Raw genomic sequence first — 17,997 nt, forward strand, 5'->3', positions numbered from 1 at the left:
TTTGAATATCTGTATTTAAAACTTAATAAAAGGATAAATTATGTCTACCTCTACCCAAAACCCTATCGTCAATAAAATCGACTTTGCTCTAATCATTGGCGTAAACAATGCCAATCCAAATGGTGATCCACTAAACGGTAACCGGCCTCGTACCGATTTTGCAGGTAATGGCGAAATCACTGACGTTTGCTTAAAGCGTAAAATTCGTGACCGTCTGCAAGAGTCCGGCGAAGATATTTTTGTACAATCTGATGAGAAAAAGACCGATGGTATGACCAGTCTCAAAAATCGTGCCTACGATGAAGAGGTAGGGTTAGGTAAAAATGCTTTTGAAGCCAATAAAAAAGAAAATATCGAAGCCAAGCGTGATGAGACCGCACAAAAGGCCTGTGATAAATGGTTTGATGTCCGTGCCTTTGGGCAAGTGTTTGCCTTTAAAGCAGATACTAAAGGCGCGGATGGCGTCTCTATCCCTATTCGGGGTCCTGTTACTATCCAGTCTGCGTTCAGCTTGCAACCTGTCGATATTACCAGCACTCAAATTACCAAGAGTGTCAGTGGCGAAGGTGATGGTACAAAAAAAGGTAGCGATACCATGGGTATGAAACATCGCGTCGATGAAGGCATTTATGTGACCTATGGTGCGATCACGCCGCAGTTGGCTGAACGGACAGGCTTTAGTGATACTGATGCCGAAAAGATAAAAGAGATACTGCCAAAGCTATTTGAAGGGGATGCGTCCTCTGCCCGCCCCGAAGGCAGTATGCAAGTCAAAAAGGTCATTTGGTGGGCGCACAACAGCAAATCAGGACAATGCTCCTCCGCTAAAGTGCATCGTAGCTTAAAAGAGCTGCTCAACAACAACGGTGAATTTGATGAAGACGCGTTGAAATCAGCTTTAGAAGGGCTAGAGCCTGATATTATTGAAGGGTTTTAAACGCTTTTAACTTTTGACAATTGAGTAGACTTTATCCTGTACAGTTTGCTCAATTATTATTAACTCAGGGCCGAACCCTTATGCAAACCCTCTACCTATCACGCTTGCAGCATTATTTATTCTGTCCTCGCCAGTTTGCCTTGATAGAGCTGGAGTGCGCGTGGGAGGAGAACGTGTTTACTGCTGAAGGCCAAGTCATGCACGAGAAAGTCAACTCGGGTGGTCATGAGACGCGCGGCAATATTAAGACGGTGCGTACTCTGCAATTGGGGCATGAAGCATTGGGACTAGAAGGTGTGGCTGATGTCGTCGAATATCATACCGATGAGAACGGTCAGCAAATACCGTTTCCAGTTGAATATAAACGCGGTAAGCCAAAATCGCACCGTGCCGATGAGGTACAACTGTGCGCGCAAGCATTATGTTTAGAGGATATGCATAAGTGTATCGTTCCCAAAGGCGCTTTGTTTTACGGGAAGACACGTCGCCGTCATGCTGTCGATTTTGATGATGAGCTACGACAGATTACCTTGGACGCTATAAACGACTGTCGCTATATTATAGAGAGCGGGCAAACACCCAAACCAATCTATAGCACCAGTAAATGTCGTAATTGTTCGCTTAAAGATGTCTGTCATCCGACAATTTTTAATAAGAATGCGACAGCTTGGTTGTCAAAAAAAATAGCATCCAGTTTGGATGAAACCGATCATTAGTAGTGGCTTCAAAATCTTACCCTACTATTTACTATCTTTAGGCTGGGCATCGTTTTTAGGCTCTTGTGGGTTTAACTGCTTTCCCTTATTACCTTGAGTTTGATCATAAGTCTTGTTCGTACCGTCAGTGCCTTTATTAGGATTTTGCATGTCCGCGTCGTTGTTAGATTTACTCATACTTTATTCCTTGATAGTAGTTGCCTGATAGTATTTAAGCGTTGTCGTACTTAACGTAGCATAATAAAAAACTATGTTCAAAAATCAACTCGAGTTAGGTGGTCAAAACACTCATTAGGAGTCCATATGCGACCTTTAAAAAACACGTTATTCGTCCAAACTCAAGGCGCGTGGCTCAATAAACAGGGCGAAAACGTGGTGATGAATATCGACTACGAGGTCAAAGGTCGCGTGCCCATTCACAAACTTGACGCGATTGTCTGCTTTGGGCAAGTGTCGATATCTCCCGCATTGATGGCGCATTGCACCGATAACGCCATCACCATTACCCATCTTAATCAATATGGCAAGTTCCAAGCGCGTATCGAAGGCGCGGTCAGTGGCAATGTGCTCTTGCGCCGTGAGCAGTATCGTATTAGCGATGATCCTGAAAGGGTTCAGCCAATCTGTCACAGTATTGTTTTGGGTAAAGTCCATAATCAGCGCCAAGTCATTCGTCGCTATCTACGAGATTATAAACAGCAGTTAGATGCGCCAATTACTGATCGCTTAGACTCTGTGCAACAACGATTGGGACATGGGCTTCATAAAATTTTGACGACGCAAAACTTGCCCGATCTATTAGGCCGTGAAGGTGAGATGGCCAATATTTATTTTAGTGTGTTCCCGCATCTGATCCGCAATCCTGATTTTTATTTTCCCAAACGCACACGCAACCCGCCCACTGATGCTGTCAACGCTCTGCTCTCTTTCACTTATACTTTGATGACACACGATTGTCGTAGCGCCCTAGAAACAGTGGGGCTTGACCCTGCTTGCGGCATGTTTCACCGATTAAGACCTGGACGACCTTCTCTAGCGCTCGATTTGATTGAAGAGTTTCGTCCTATGGTTGATCGTTTTGTGTTGTCTCTTATCAATAAAAAGCAGTTAGGTAAGTCGGATTTTAAACAAGAGGCCAACGGCTCAGTTTGGCTAAAAGATGAGGCTCGCCAGATTTTTTTTAAAGCATGGCATGATCGTAAACAGCAGACTATTTATCATGAGTGGTTTGAGGAGACGGTGCCTTTTGGCTTACTACCACACTTACAAGCGACCATCATGGCACGTCACATTAGGGGCGATATCGATGCTTATATTCCTTTTTTATGGAAATAAGTCGCCAAAATAAGAATAGGACAAAAGGTGTGTATTATGATGGTATTAGTCACCTATGATATCAGCTCAGAGGGCACCTCCAGTGCTAAGCGTCTGCGCCACATTGCCAAGCACTGCTTAAACTATGGGCAGCGGGTACAATACTCGGTGTTTGAAATAGAAGTCAATCCTGCCGAATGGACGGCACTAAGAGCAAAGCTCGAAGACATCATTAACCCTGATATTGATAGTTTGCGTTACTATTATCTTGGTAAAAACTGGCAAAACAAAGTAGAACACATTGGCGCAAAACCTGTGCTAGACTTAAACGATGTACTGCTTTTTTAGTCATGATAACCACAGTAAAACCTATTATTTGACTGTCATAAGGTCAATGCGAACCTATAGCGTACATAAAATCTCTAGGAGACTCGCAAAGGGGTCGTGATGCTACTTAAAAACTTGATTTTAATACTTTTATTTTTACACATTAAAAATTTGGCAAGCGATATGCTTGCCAAATTCGCCGATGGTTTACAGGTTCGCAAATTCCAAGGTTTAATCGTAACCTTATTAGGGACTTAGACCATGGGCTGTCGCACCCATCACGGGTGCGTGGATTGAAACCCTGATCCATTCGACGAGCCAAAACGCTATTGGGTCGCACCCATCACGGGTGCGTGGATTGAAACAAATAACTTTTGAGCAGTCGTAGCGCGTGTTTCGTCGCACCCATCACGGGTGCGTGGATTGAAACCTTATCTAAAAATATGTGATTGCTGCCACGACGTCGCACCCATCACGGGTGCGTGGATTGAAACAGTTTGTCAAACAAATCGCTTTACTGGAGCAGGTCGCACCCATCACGGGTGCGTGGATTGAAACCTATGCTATGGCTTGATGGTGATATGGTCAAAGGTATGGTCGCACCCATCACGGGTGCGTGGATTGAAACGGATGCTTTAGCTAGATTGCAAGGTGGATTTGAGTCGCACCCATCACGGGTGCGTGGATTGAAACTTGAATAGCAAAGGCCATCTGAGCATCAAGCGCGTCGCACCCATCACGGGTGCGTGGATTGAAACGTTGCGATGTGGTTATAATACCTACTAGGTAGTTGTCGCACCCATCACGGGTGCGTGGATTGAAACGCTAAAGTGTCAGTATTAAAGCTGCTTTTTACAGTCGCACCCATCACGGGTGCGTGGATTGAAACAGCAGCTCCATAGCAGCGATAGCAGCGTCTTTAGTCGCACCCATCACGGGTGCGTGGATTGAAACGTATATGCGAACATAGCGTTACTGATTAGGCAAACGTCGCACCCATCACGGGTGCGTGGATTGAAACTTATAGCAGGTAGTAATACTATCTATTTACCGCCGTCGCACCCATCACGGGTGCGTGGATTGAAACTACAAAGGCGCGATGATGCGTAATAGCTGGAATGTCGCACCCATCACGGGTGCGTGGATTGAAACGTACTTTACGCGCACCTGATACATAAGCCTTAGTCGCACCCATCACGGGTGCGTGGATTGAAACTTTATTGGTCATGGCTAAATGAGCCTCAAAGCCGTCGCACCCATCACGGGTGCGTGGATTGAAACACCTACACTAAAATCAACAGTTGTGATCTCAAGTCGCACCCATCACGGGTGCGTGGATTGAAACACCGTCGTCGTCTTGCTCACCATCTTGACTATCGTCGCACCCATCACGGGTGCGTGGATTGAAACTAGTTACAGCGCATTAACAATATCTGCGTCTAGTCGCACCCATCACGGGTGCGTGGATTGAAACCAATCCCATGTAACCTTGCCGTTTTCGTCCAGGTCGCACCCATCACGGGTGCGTGGATTGAAACTGTTGATACATTACTGACTAACTGCTCACCGTTTGGTCGCACCCATCACGGGTGCGTGGATTGAAACTCAGCAAGTAGCAGTAGGATTAACTTTCGCATTGTCGCACCCATCACGGGTGCGTGGATTGAAACAAAATGTACCAGCGTCTCGTCATCATCTAGCGGAGTCGCACCCATCACGGGTGCGTGGATTGAAACTTTTAGACCAACCATTAGTCTCGTATACACAAGTCGCACCCATCACGGGTGCGTGGATTGAAACCTAAGTGCGCTGCAGCTCTTGCTGCAACACTAAGTCGCACCCATCACGGGTGCGTGGATTGAAACATAATGACAACCTAGCTGAACGCAAATATCTTTAGTCGCACCCATCACGGGTGCGTGGATTGAAACTGCTGTGCTTTCAATAATGACGATACCGTTGTTTGGTCGCACCCATCACGGGTGCGTGGATTGAAACCGATCTGAACCGTGTCTTTGCGGTTGGACGCACGTCGCACCCATCACGGGTGCGTGGATTGAAACTATCCCCGCGCTCCAGCATAGCCCTGCACAAATGTCGCACCCATCACGGGTGCGTGGATTGAAACAGGCTTATAGCTACCAGTCAGCTTGTGGTCATAGTCGCACCCATCACGGGTGCGTGGATTGAAACCCACGTAAGTTGCACATAACCCATACCCACATGGTCGCACCCATCACGGGTGCGTGGATTGAAACACGGCCATTGGTTGCTTGGGCCTTATCAAGACCAGTCGCACCCATCACGGGTGCGTGGATTGAAACTTTGTCGTCCGTCATCGCATCAAACACGCGGCTAGGTCGCACCCATCACGGGTGCGTGGATTGAAACAAGCGTCATCTCGCTAAAGTCGTCATTGATTAGGTCGCACCCATCACGGGTGCGTGGATTGAAACTTATGAGCATCAATAGCAGATTGCACCCATGCAGACGTCGCACCCATCACGGGTGCGTGGATTGAAACGCCTTGCCAAAACCTATCAGTGGCAGGCAATCGTCGCACCCATCACGGGTGCGTGGATTGAAACGTCATAGATGCCGCTAAAACCAAACGCTATCCGTCGCACCCATCACGGGTGCGTGGATTGAAACATTAAATCAATCATTTAGCGTTAAGGCCTTGCGTCGCACCCATCACGGGTGCGTGGATTGAAACGGTACAGCATTGCTGAATCCCGAAATGGCAGGTAGTCGCACCCATCACGGGTGCGTGGATTGAAACTAATTAAAGATAATAAAGACGGTGACGGCCTTGTGTCGCACCCATCACGGGTGCGTGGATTGAAACGATATAGTTGATGTTAGATACCCAAAAGACAGCGTCGCACCCATCACGGGTGCGTGGATTGAAACGTACTGCGGCGAGGAGTTAGGCGAAAAATGGGAGTCGCACCCATCACGGGTGCGTGGATTGAAACATCTGTAAGCCTCCTTAGTAGTGTTCGTATATCAGTCGCACCCATCACGGGTGCGTGGATTGAAACTTTAATATGGTTGAGATATCCAAGAAGAACCGGTCGCACCCATCACGGGTGCGTGGATTGAAACGGATGAGTGCGATAAGTATGAGGTGAGTGATGAGTCGCACCCATCACGGGTGCGTGGATTGAAACAAAAAGGCACGAATAGCGATGATTTGGATCAGGTCGCACCCATCACGGGTGCGTGGATTGAAACTTTTGTTGAGATCCGCATTTTTGGCGCTGTCTTAGTCGCACCCATCACGGGTGCGTGGATTGAAACTTTAACACGCTCGCCTAATGTTTTCATGAAAATACGTCGCACCCATCACGGGTGCGTGGATTGAAACCGCTATAGACCAAGAAGTCTATCGGTCGGGGCGTCGCACCCATCACGGGTGCGTGGATTGAAACGATCAATTTTTGCTTTAACATAGCAATCCCCTTGTCGCACCCATCACGGGTGCGTGGATTGAAACTTAGTTAGCTTTCTAGGTGTTAGTGCATGGTAGTCGCACCCATCACGGGTGCGTGGATTGAAACATGTAATGCTAGTATGTTTTTATCACTAGATAAGTCGCACCCATCACGGGTGCGTGGATTGAAACTGTAGCAACCTCAGCCCTAGAACCCAACCTTACGTCGCACCCATCACGGGTGCGTGGATTGAAACTTATCACCAAAGCCTGTATCACCTGCGACGCTGTCGCACCCATCACGGGTGCGTGGATTGAAACACTACCAAAGCTCATTTTGTGCCCTCTACTGGAGTCGCACCCATCACGGGTGCGTGGATTGAAACGACTCAAAGTCGTTATCCGAAAGTCAGCAAGACAGGTCGCACCCATCACGGGTGCGTGGATTGAAACTTAGATGGTATCAATGCAGATGATGGCACAACCGTCGCACCCATCACGGGTGCGTGGATTGAAACTCTACAACCTGCGATTTTGGCTAGAGAAAAACAGTCGCACCCATCACGGGTGCGTGGATTGAAACATGGCTGGTGGTTGGAAACGTGAACGACAGATCGTCGCACCCATCACGGGTGCGTGGATTGAAACTTGGTGCCATAGATGGCGCTTGACACTGCTAAGTCGCACCCATCACGGGTGCGTGGATTGAAACTACTGTCAACTCAGTTGTCTGGCTTAATGATGTGGTCGCACCCATCACGGGTGCGTGGATTGAAACGTATTGAAGTGGCAATCACGTTCCCTGATGATGTCGCACCCATCACGGGTGCGTGGATTGAAACACAGATTACAAGGTTATGGACGTTGTTCAGATGTCGCACCCATCACGGGTGCGTGGATTGAAACAAGATTGCCGATAGCCGAGGTCGTGAGTTTATCGTCGCACCCATCACGGGTGCGTGGATTGAAACTTTTAGACCAACCATTAGTCTCGTATACACAAGCGTCGCACCCATCACGGGTGCGTGGATTGAAACTTTGCCGTCCTTTGCTCTTTGTATTAATCGGTCGTCGCACCCATCACGGGTGCGTGGATTGAAACTATCAGCCCAAGCGCAGGGTGGGTTGTTATGACGGGTCGCACCCATCACGGGTGCGTGGATTGAAACCAATCCCTCATTAACCAGTAACCAATGATTGTGGTCGCACCCATCACGGGTGCGTGGATTGAAACGTCATACTCTCTCTTAATCTTTGCTCGCAATTCGTCGCACCCATCACGGGTGCGTGGATTGAAACCCACAGAAACGCGCTGAGAACAAACCAAACGGTGTCGCACCCATCACGGGTGCGTGGATTGAAACATTAACCTAGTCACTGGTAAATCAATCGGTCTGTCGCACCCATCACGGGTGCGTGGATTGAAACACCGTTGACGCCTTTTATGATGTAGTCGCCAAAAGTCGCACCCATCACGGGTGCGTGGATTGAAACTGAACCGATACTGGCTACCCTATGTAGTACGAAGTCGCACCCATCACGGGTGCGTGGATTGAAACGCATGTGCCTAGTATCTGCTTACCCGCTTTGACGTCGCACCCATCACGGGTGCGTGGATTGAAACATCTTTGCGTCCTTGCTCAATCATTCCCCATGCTCGTCGCACCCATCACGGGTGCGTGGATTGAAACATTAAAAATATTGGTCACAGCCATTGCGCCAAAGGTCGCACCCATCACGGGTGCGTGGATTGAAACCAAAGCGACCAAGCGGGCGCAGCAAGCGATTTTGTCGCACCCATCACGGGTGCGTGGATTGAAACACTTGCACATCACCACCAACTTTGTCACCTCGAGTCGCACCCATCACGGGTGCGTGGATTGAAACGTATATTTGAACCTTTACACCTTGAAACGATGTTGTCGCACCCATCACGGGTGCGTGGATTGAAACGACAGTGAGTATTTGGTCTTGCATCGCGTGCAACGTCGCACCCATCACGGGTGCGTGGATTGAAACACGTAGCATTGAGCCTGCATTAGCACGTTTGCCGTCGCACCCATCACGGGTGCGTGGATTGAAACAGGCTAACTACAATATAAAAAGGAAGCTAGGATGGTCGCACCCATCACGGGTGCGTGGATTGAAACTAACTTAGGTCAGGGCATTGGTTTCGCTAAAGCGTCGCACCCATCACGGGTGCGTGGATTGAAACTACAGACACCAAAGCTACACGTAAGAGGTAGTGGGTCGCACCCATCACGGGTGCGTGGATTGAAACACTTGATGGCTTAGTTGGTTTATCACCTATCAGTCGCACCCATCACGGGTGCGTGGATTGAAACACAATATCAGTATCTTATGGCGTTTTTGCGAGTCGTCGCACCCATCACGGGTGCGTGGATTGAAACTCAGGAATTGGACGGTAACGGTTATGCGGAGATGTCGCACCCATCACGGGTGCGTGGATTGAAACGACAAGGGCAACCGAGGGGGCTTTATCACTCAAAGTCGCACCCATCACGGGTGCGTGGATTGAAACACTGGGAATTGAGTTAACAAACTCTCTGAATTTGTCGCACCCATCACGGGTGCGTGGATTGAAACGATATCCTGCTCGTCATCAATAACCTCGTTATCTGTCGCACCCATCACGGGTGCGTGGATTGAAACGCACCAATCAAGCTAACGAGAATAATAATATTCGTCGCACCCATCACGGGTGCGTGGATTGAAACTTACGAAACCTACATTATCGCAACATCATCTTAGTCGCACCCATCACGGGTGCGTGGATTGAAACTATGATATTCAAACTTAAACTGGATCCCCAGTCGTCGCACCCATCACGGGTGCGTGGATTGAAACTGTGGTCTAAATTCAACGGTAAAGCGGTTTTTGTCGCACCCATCACGGGTGCGTGGATTGAAACGATATCCTGCTCGTCATCAATAACCTCGTTATCTGTCGCACCCATCACGGGTGCGTGGATTGAAACGCACCAATCAAGCTAACGAGAATAATAATATTCGTCGCACCCATCACGGGTGCGTGGATTGAAACTTACGAAACCTACATTATCGCAACATCATCTTAGTCGCACCCATCACGGGTGCGTGGATTGAAACTATGATATTCAAACTTAAACTGGATCCCCAGTCGTCGCACCCATCACGGGTGCGTGGATTGAAACTGTGGTCTAAATTCAACGGTAAAGCGGTTTTTGTCGCACCCATCACGGGTGCGTGGATTGAAACGTGAGCCGTGCTGCAACTTCGCCATTGCAGCCGGTCGCACCCATCACGGGTGCGTGGATTGAAACCCATTCTTTCGGTAACGTCCGCTTGCCGTCATGGTCGCACCCATCACGGGTGCGTGGATTGAAACAACCCAGCTACTACCGTCTACCATGACTAGGCCGTCGCACCCATCACGGGTGCGTGGATTGAAACTGAGCTACCTATAGCAGCCACGCACAGATTGCAGGTCGCACCCATCACGGGTGCGTGGATTGAAACTCTGCCGTACCTGTAAGCCCAAGCTCATCAATCGGTCGCACCCATCACGGGTGCGTGGATTGAAACCTATTACTATTTATCTGCATATTGACGTTATTTAGTCGCACCCATCACGGGTGCGTGGATTGAAACCATTATTTGCGTGAACTAAACTTCCAATTTCGCGTCGCACCCATCACGGGTGCGTGGATTGAAACTGAATGACATCGAGCAAGACGAAGCCACTATAGTCGCACCCATCACGGGTGCGTGGATTGAAACCATTATTTGCGTGAACTAAACTTCCAATTTCGCGTCGCACCCATCACGGGTGCGTGGATTGAAACAATGCTTACAGAGGTACAGGGCAAAATCGGATTAGTCGCACCCATCACGGGTGCGTGGATTGAAACAGTCTAGAGATGCGCCGTATCGATATGACCAGGTCGCACCCATCACGGGTGCGTGGATTGAAACCGCTACCTACGCAAGCCATTGAGATTTTAGAGGTCGCACCCATCACGGGTGCGTGGATTGAAACCCGCGACTAGAAGCCATGCGTCTTTCTCCATTAGTCGCACCCATCACGGGTGCGTGGATTGAAACTCGGCTATACCTAACTGCCCACCTGTGGCTGTGGTCGCACCCATCACGGGTGCGTGGATTGAAACTCCGGTATGCCTACTTACAAGCAGGTTATTTAAGTCGCACCCATCACGGGTGCGTGGATTGAAACGGTTGTCAGCCCCTCTTTTTTTGAAGGTAGAAACGTCGCACCCATCACGGGTGCGTGGATTGAAACACATTATCGTTATGCTTTTTGATAAATCCGCCGTCGCACCCATCACGGGTGCGTGGATTGAAACAGGAATACGAGCAGTTAGCGCAGGGCGTAGCAAGGTCGCACCCATCACGGGTGCGTGGATTGAAACCAGACGAGCCGATTAGCGACTATACGACCTACGGTCGCACCCATCACGGGTGCGTGGATTGAAACGATCAATTTTTGCTTTAACATATCGCTCTCCTTAGTCGCACCCATCACGGGTGCGTGGATTGAAACGCACTGATTGCCCAATCGCTTATGAGACAGCAGTCGCACCCATCACGGGTGCGTGGATTGAAACCAAGCGGTGCGTCATCAATATATTTATCAAGCGGTCGCACCCATCACGGGTGCGTGGATTGAAACGTGACCATCTTGCAGCAACTCACCCAGCTCAGTGAGTCGCACCCATCACGGGTGCGTGGATTGAAACTCTCAATTGAACGCTGGATTAAATAGCGCCAATGTCGCACCCATCACGGGTGCGTGGATTGAAACTGACGGTATGGCGATTAACTGAGGGCGTTAGAGGTCGCACCCATCACGGGTGCGTGGATTGAAACTCATGAGTGGGTTGGTTCTGGTGGTTGTCTTGAGTCGCACCCATCACGGGTGCGTGGATTGAAACATCCTCACCGTTGCAATGATGTGAACCTTGCTTGTCGCACCCATCACGGGTGCGTGGATTGAAACCATTCGCGCTGATCGTTATTCCAATAATCATGTGTCGCACCCATCACGGGTGCGTGGATTGAAACGGTTTTAGAACCACCGGGGGGCAAGTTAAAGATAAGTCGCACCCATCACGGGTGCGTGGATTGAAACTGCCACTGGCTGCTGAGGCTGTAAGGCGATTTGTGTCGCACCCATCACGGGTGCGTGGATTGAAACTTAATAACTATCGCTCAGTCAAACAGGGTACAAGTCGCACCCATCACGGGTGCGTGGATTGAAACATAAATATCCTAAAAAAAGAACCCATCTGACTTTGTCGCACCCATCACGGGTGCGTGGATTGAAACCTACTGTGAAATGAAACTATATCTTATAACAAGTCGCACCCATCACGGGTGCGTGGATTGAAACGGACCTGCTCAGTAGGTTTGTCTTTGTAAAGGTAGTCGCACCCATCACGGGTGCGTGGATTGAAACACAGCACAAGACTTAGCCAATTACGACACTATTATGTCGCACCCATCACGGGTGCGTGGATTGAAACCGCTATTAGTACACATGTCATAAATGCTCATAATGTCGCACCCATCACGGGTGCGTGGATTGAAACCTGCACGACTGAGCCATCGTCTTTATATAGCTTGGTCGCACCCATCACGGGTGCGTGGATTGAAACCTGATCCAAGTCGTCGCTATTCGTGCCTTTTTGTCGCACCCATCACGGGTGCGTGGATTGAAACTGCAATCTTGTCTTTAACGCGCTCATCTATTAGTTGTCGCACCCATCACGGGTGCGTGGATTGAAACACCCGTTTGGCCAATGTGTCTAGATCTTGTTCGTCGCACCCATCACGGGTGCGTGGATTGAAACATAGATAACGCTTGTGTCGTTGCCGTCACGCAAGTCGCACCCATCACGGGTGCGTGGATTGAAACAGCTCTTCTCGGACGCACGGCAACCTCAACATCGGGTCGCACCCATCACGGGTGCGTGGATTGAAACTTTGGACCGACCCTCACGGCAACACCAAACAAGTCGCACCCATCACGGGTGCGTGGATTGAAACGCCTTGGCAGTACACTTGCATCAACAACAAGCGTCGCACCCATCACGGGTGCGTGGATTGAAACTTTGTACTCAATCTCAATACGAGCTTTTAATGAGTCGCACCCATCACGGGTGCGTGGATTGAAACAACGGTGACGCTCAAGCGGCCAGTCAAGCCTAGTCGCACCCATCACGGGTGCGTGGATTGAAACAAAGCACTGTTAGCTACCGCTGACAGCAAGCCGCCGTCGCACCCATCACGGGTGCGTGGATTGAAACCACACAGCGTGTAAAATAATATTAATTTGAACAAGTCGCACCCATCACGGGTGCGTGGATTGAAACCCCTTTATGTTTGAAATACAGATGTTTGTTTAGAGTCGCACCCATCACGGGTGCGTGGATTGAAACACGTACGTAATCTGTAGTATATGTGTCGGACTGGTCGCACCCATCACGGGTGCGTGGATTGAAACGCTACGAGTTAAACGAGCAATAAAAAACCCTGACCAGTCGCACCCATCACGGGTGCGTGGATTGAAACTTGACCTGTCTCAGTAGTGCCAGCGGTCATGTCAAGTCGCACCCATCACGGGTGCGTGGATTGAAACCCAGTTACTAGCATCATAGCCACGACCTAACCAGTCGCACCCATCACGGGTGCGTGGATTGAAACACCAATATCATGTTTATTAATCGTGTTACTCATGTCGCACCCATCACGGGTGCGTGGATTGAAACAAGCGACTATCGTTAATAGTCTCACTATCGAGGTCGCACCCATCACGGGTGCGTGGATTGAAACTGCTGCTACTTTTGCCATGACTGGTAAATTAGCGTCGCACCCATCACGGGTGCGTGGATTGAAACTTTTGCTGATTAGTCATACCGTCATCTTCTGCGAGTCGCACCCATCACGGGTGCGTGGATTGAAACATGGTCTGGGTTATACCAAGCATGGTCAGGATTGTCGCACCCATCACGGGTGCGTGGATTGAAACGGTTTTGCCCTCAATGGCAGCGTCACCAAGTTTGGTCGCACCCATCACGGGTGCGTGGATTGAAACGTCAGACGCTCTATACTCGTCCGTATAGCCTTGCGTCGCACCCATCACGGGTGCGTGGATTGAAACTAAGTCGATGTTGTGAAAGCTCATACTGGTAACGTCGCACCCATCACGGGTGCGTGGATTGAAACACGCTCAGAAGGGTTCAGGTTTGACCAATAGTTGGTCGCACCCATCACGGGTGCGTGGATTGAAACTAAGTTTGTTTGTTGAAAGCCTGTCAGTTGCCTGTCGCACCCATCACGGGTGCGTGGATTGAAACAATTATAAAAAAGAATTTATGCAAACAGAAAAGTGTCGCACCCATCACGGGTGCGTGGATTGAAACAATGAAGTACCAGTAATAGGCCTTGCCGCTAAGGTCGCACCCATCACGGGTGCGTGGATTGAAACAACAACCATATTGATTGTCGGCCTACTGTCGCGGTCGCACCCATCACGGGTGCGTGGATTGAAACCCTGCTAACGACGAAAGCCGTATTGATAGCGTCAAGGTCGCACCCATCACGGGTGCGTGGATTGAAACATGAACGAGTCAAAGGCGTTGGCAGTACAGGTCGGTCGCACCCATCACGGGTGCGTGGATTGAAACTTCTGCGTTACTTATCGCGAATGTTCGCACACGGGTCGCACCCATCACGGGTGCGTGGATTGAAACTTTATGATCGATATAAACGCTGTAAGTGACCGGGTCGCACCCATCACGGGTGCGTGGATTGAAACCATCAGCCCAATTCAGCTCCATTGGTCTCTCAGGTCGCACCCATCACGGGTGCGTGGATTGAAACTCTTCATTGACGAGTTTTTCAAGCAAGTTAAAGGTCGCACCCATCACGGGTGCGTGGATTGAAACGATGCAAATTGGATTTTAGAGCGTTGAGAATTAAGGTCGCACCCATCACGGGTGCGTGGATTGAAACCTCTACATACCAAGTGCCAAGTTCTTCACGCGACGGTCGCACCCATCACGGGTGCGTGGATTGAAACTGCTACGTGCTATGAGCGTACTAGACGCTAAGGGTCGCACCCATCACGGGTGCGTGGATTGAAACATAATACGTCACCCTCTCAAATCCCTGCATTACGGTCGCACCCATCACGGGTGCGTGGATTGAAACGCCTAAGCCCTGCTCAACGAACCAACCACTCCAGGTCGCACCCATCACGGGTGCGTGGATCGAAACGATGTAACCGTTGACCTTAGCCACCTCTTTGATGTCGCACCCATCACGGGTGCGTGGATCGAAACAACAAAGACAGCTTGGCAAGTTATCCGCATAAGTCGCACCCATCACGGGTGCGTGGATCGAAACAATTATGCAAAAGACGTGCTGGTATAGATTGCAGTCGCACCCATCACGGGTGCGTGGATCGAAACATCGCGCACAGACTGCAATGCTTTAATCTCAAGGTCGCACCCATCACGGGTGCGTGGATTGAAACGTATTTTTTTTGCTAATCAATAAAAAAGAGGCTGTAGTAGATAAGGATTAAATATCACACCATTTTCTCAGAGTTTTAAGCTGATGAGACGATGCCCCCTAGTTAAATCTGAACTCGCTCACATCCAATGCATTGTAACTTCGATAGCTGTCAGTATAAAAAAGCTATCAGGCTTGATTTTACGCTTGATGACAGGCATGAGAGTGGTCTGTTTGGTGTCTGCTACAACAGGGGGGATAGACATTATCGTTTCGTTTGAGGATACCAAACACGGCTCTTTTGCCTTTGCGTACACTGCTAAAGTAACTCTCATTTAATTCGATCTCACCCTCAAAAAGCTCATCGGCTTCACCCTAAAAACTAACTTGGGAGATTTTATCGAGCAGTCTGACGATAATAGTAAAACCCTATCCGCCTTGGCATTTTATAGATTGACCCCTAGTCTATTTTGGTTGTTCTCAAACTCCATATATCTAATTATCCTTCAGTTGGCTTATCAAATAATTTTTCGATAGGCTTCGTGTGGATAGTAGAGCTATTAAACATCGACTTATTACCTGTATCTCCTTCTGTCCAAAAGTTAATATTGAACTGGGCATCATCACTTAATGCCACGCGGTGCCAATACTGTGGCGGGCTAACAGCAAACTGCCCTGCTTTGATCACTATGGTTTGTTCTGGCTCACTGTCGGCCTCATTAGCAAAGCCGTAAAAGGTAACGGTGCCTTGCATGACGCAAATTTGGCCAAATACACCTTCTGCCGTATTGTGATGGCTCAATAATGCTTTAGGGACTTTATCCTTGGTAAAAAAATGAGTAGAACGTTTTATTTTCCAATGGCTTGGAATGATTGGTTGGCTCATGGTAGCTCCTTAACTAGTTAGATTCGTTTATTCCACTCCACCCTTAAGAGGGCTTTGCTACTCTCATGTAGCTTTGATTATTAATCCATAAATTTCTTGCAAAAGTTCTCTTTCATTGATTTCTATTCACATAACACCTCAAGGGCTAGCCTCACATTGTGTAAGAGTTCTAATATACATAAAATTGAACCTTCTTTTTAATCCTCACTAAGTAGTACTTAAAATAAAATGCATACTGCTTTCGCCTAATAGTCACTTTTTCTACTTGCTGCTACATTACCTCCATTCAAACGATCAAGTTTTATGGTGGAGAATACTTGTCATGCATGCAAAAGAGCTACTTGAGGTTGAACGCCGTGATATAAGAGCACTTCACTACACGTGGATTGCTTTTTTTCTTACCTTTTATGTCTGGTTTAATATGGCACCGCTCGCAACGTCGATGCTACAGTCTGAAAGCTATTTGACTCCTGACCATATAAAATTATTTCTCATTGCCAACGTCGCTTTAACGATCCCTGGTCGCGTGGTCGTAGGAATGGCCTTGGATCGTTTTGGTCCTCGGCGAGTATTTTCTATCCTCATGGTGGTGATGGCGATACCGACTTGGTTTTTTGCTTTTGGCAGCTCCCCCATGCAGTTATTTGTCGCGCGTTTGTTTATGTCTATCGTTGGCGCAGGTTTTGTCGTTGGTATACATATGACCGCATTATGGTTTAAACCCAAAGACATTGGCTTTGCCGAAGGCTTTTACGCAGGCTGGGGAAACTTCGGTTCAGCAGCAGCAGCAATTACTATCCCTACCGTTGCGCTACAGTTTTTTGGTGGTGACGATGGTTGGCGCTGGGCCATTGCATTGTCTGGTTTACTTATGGCGGCTTACGGGGTTGCCTATTGGTTTTTAATCACTGATGGCCCGACAGAAGACACCCATAAAAAAGCCCGTAAGGCAGGTGCTTTAGAGGTGTCGAGTTGGAGAGATCTTTTATTATACTGCTTATTTATTATTCCTTTATACGGCATATTAGGCGTATTGGTTTACCGTACTAAAAACATGGGGTTCATGAGCGAAACATCGGCTTTGGGGTTCTATATTCTTATCGCTGTGGTGGTTATTTACCAAATTTATAAAGCCATTAGTGTCAATGTACCTATGCTCAAAGCAGGTATTCCTGAGGATGACAAATACCCCTTTACCTCTGTTGCTGCCTTAAATGTCACTTACTTTGCTAACTTTGGCGCAGAGTTAGCGGTGGTCTCAATGTTACCGATGTTTTTTGCCGCAACGTGGACGCTTGATCCTACTGTAGCAGGTTTAGTCGCTTCGACTTTTGCTTTTGTTAATCTGTGGGCACGACCGTTAGGTGGGTATATCTCTGATCGTGTCGGTAATCGTCGTTTGGTTATGTTGATATATATGTTCGGTATTGGTATCGGCTTTGGCCTGATGGGCTTACTGAACGCAGAGTGGCCGCTATTTATCGCTGTCGTCTTCACCATTCTATGCTCAGTATTTGTGCAAGGGGCAGAAGGGGCAACCTTTGGTATCATTCCGTCGATTAAGCGCCGCCTAACTGGTCAAATATCTGGTATGGCGGGGGCGTATGGTAACGTTGGGGCAGTATTTTACTTATTTGTCTTTACCTTGGTTGAACCAAATCAGTTCTTTTTTATTATCGCTGTAGGTGCCTTTATTGCTTGGATACTTTGTTTTTTCTGGCTAAAAGAACCTGAAGATGCCTTTGGTGATGAATACAAAATGTCGTCGGTAGATCGGCAGATTGCCGCCAAAGAAGGTTAACGCCATTACCTGATATAGAAAAACCATCTAACTTAAATGTTAGGTG

Annotated in this window: 7 protein-coding genes, 1 pseudogene and 1 CRISPR repeat array; of the genes and pseudogenes, 5 read left to right on the forward strand and 3 right to left on the reverse strand. The window is 48.4% G+C overall.

The genetic code is table 11. The features are described from left to right. The first annotated feature begins 40 nt into the window (after nt 1-40). Both cas7c and cas4 read left to right on the forward strand, forming a co-directional pair. Nucleotides 41-937 carry a type I-C CRISPR-associated protein Cas7/Csd2 gene (gene cas7c, locus JFC06_RS10825; protein WP_198335049.1) on the forward strand — a complete coding sequence of 299 codons (897 nt, stop codon included), beginning with the start codon at nt 41-43 and terminating at the stop codon, nt 935-937. Between the two features lie 80 nt (nt 938-1,017). Next, a complete protein-coding gene (gene cas4 / locus JFC06_RS10830; protein WP_198335050.1) occupies nt 1,018-1,653 on the forward strand; it encodes a CRISPR-associated protein Cas4 in 636 nt (211 codons plus the stop codon). 24 nt (nt 1,654-1,677) lie between these two features. Here the strand turns inward: cas4 and JFC06_RS10835 are convergent, their stop codons facing one another. After that, nucleotides 1,678-1,830 (reverse strand): hypothetical protein, encoded by a 153-nt coding sequence (locus JFC06_RS10835; RefSeq protein WP_198335051.1) that lies wholly within the window; start codon nt 1,828-1,830, stop codon nt 1,678-1,680. 126 nt (nt 1,831-1,956) lie between these two features. On the opposite strand from JFC06_RS10835, the gene cas1c reads away from it, so the two are divergent. Then, nucleotides 1,957-2,988 carry a type I-C CRISPR-associated endonuclease Cas1c gene (cas1c, locus tag JFC06_RS10840; RefSeq protein ID WP_198335052.1) on the forward strand — a complete coding sequence of 344 codons (1,032 nt, stop codon included), beginning with the start codon at nt 1,957-1,959 and terminating at the stop codon, nt 2,986-2,988. A gap of 36 nt (nt 2,989-3,024) precedes the next feature. Beyond that, nucleotides 3,025-3,315: a CRISPR-associated endonuclease Cas2 gene (gene cas2 / locus JFC06_RS10845; RefSeq protein ID WP_198335053.1), complete on the forward strand. Its 291-nt coding sequence runs from the start codon at nt 3,025-3,027 to the stop codon at nt 3,313-3,315. A 247-nt stretch (nt 3,316-3,562) separates the two neighbouring features. Next, a CRISPR array of direct repeats spans nt 3,563-15,286; the repeat unit is 32 nt; unit sequence GTCGCACCCATCACGGGTGCGTGGATTGAAAC. A gap of 98 nt (nt 15,287-15,384) precedes the next feature. Here the strand turns inward: cas2 and JFC06_RS10850 are convergent. Continuing rightward, nucleotides 15,385-15,633, reverse strand: a pseudogene (locus tag JFC06_RS10850) (transposase); the annotation flags it as partial. Between the two features lie 130 nt (nt 15,634-15,763). Next, the gene (locus JFC06_RS10855; RefSeq protein ID WP_198335054.1) at nt 15,764-16,150 is read right to left on the reverse strand and encodes a DUF1971 domain-containing protein; all 387 of its coding nucleotides are present in this window, start codon (nt 16,148-16,150) and stop codon (nt 15,764-15,766) included. Nucleotides 16,151-16,472: 322 nt separating this feature from the next. On the opposite strand from JFC06_RS10855, the gene JFC06_RS10860 reads away from it, so the two are divergent. Beyond that, a complete protein-coding gene (locus JFC06_RS10860; protein WP_198335055.1) occupies nt 16,473-17,951 on the forward strand; it encodes an MFS transporter in 1,479 nt (492 codons plus the stop codon). Nucleotides 17,952-17,997 lie beyond the last annotated feature (46 nt).

The organism is Psychrobacter namhaensis (assembly GCF_016107545.1).
GTDB lineage: Bacteria > Pseudomonadota > Gammaproteobacteria > Pseudomonadales > Moraxellaceae > Psychrobacter > Psychrobacter namhaensis.

What these genes read in the sequence shown, in the direction of transcription:
- cas2 (WP_198335053.1), top strand. Translation starts at nt 3,025, where the DNA reads ATGATGGTATTAGTCACCTATGATATCAGCTCAGAGGGCACCTCCAGT.
- JFC06_RS10835 (WP_198335051.1), bottom strand. Translation starts at nt 1,830, where the DNA reads ATGAGTAAATCTAACAACGACGCGGACATGCAAAATCCTAATAAAGGC.
- cas4 (WP_198335050.1), top strand. Translation starts at nt 1,018, where the DNA reads ATGCAAACCCTCTACCTATCACGCTTGCAGCATTATTTATTCTGTCCT.
- JFC06_RS10860 (WP_198335055.1), top strand. Translation starts at nt 16,473, where the DNA reads ATGCATGCAAAAGAGCTACTTGAGGTTGAACGCCGTGATATAAGAGCA.
- cas1c (WP_198335052.1), top strand. Translation starts at nt 1,957, where the DNA reads ATGCGACCTTTAAAAAACACGTTATTCGTCCAAACTCAAGGCGCGTGG.
- JFC06_RS10855 (WP_198335054.1), bottom strand. Translation starts at nt 16,150, where the DNA reads ATGAGCCAACCAATCATTCCAAGCCATTGGAAAATAAAACGTTCTACT.
- cas7c (WP_198335049.1), top strand. Translation starts at nt 41, where the DNA reads ATGTCTACCTCTACCCAAAACCCTATCGTCAATAAAATCGACTTTGCT.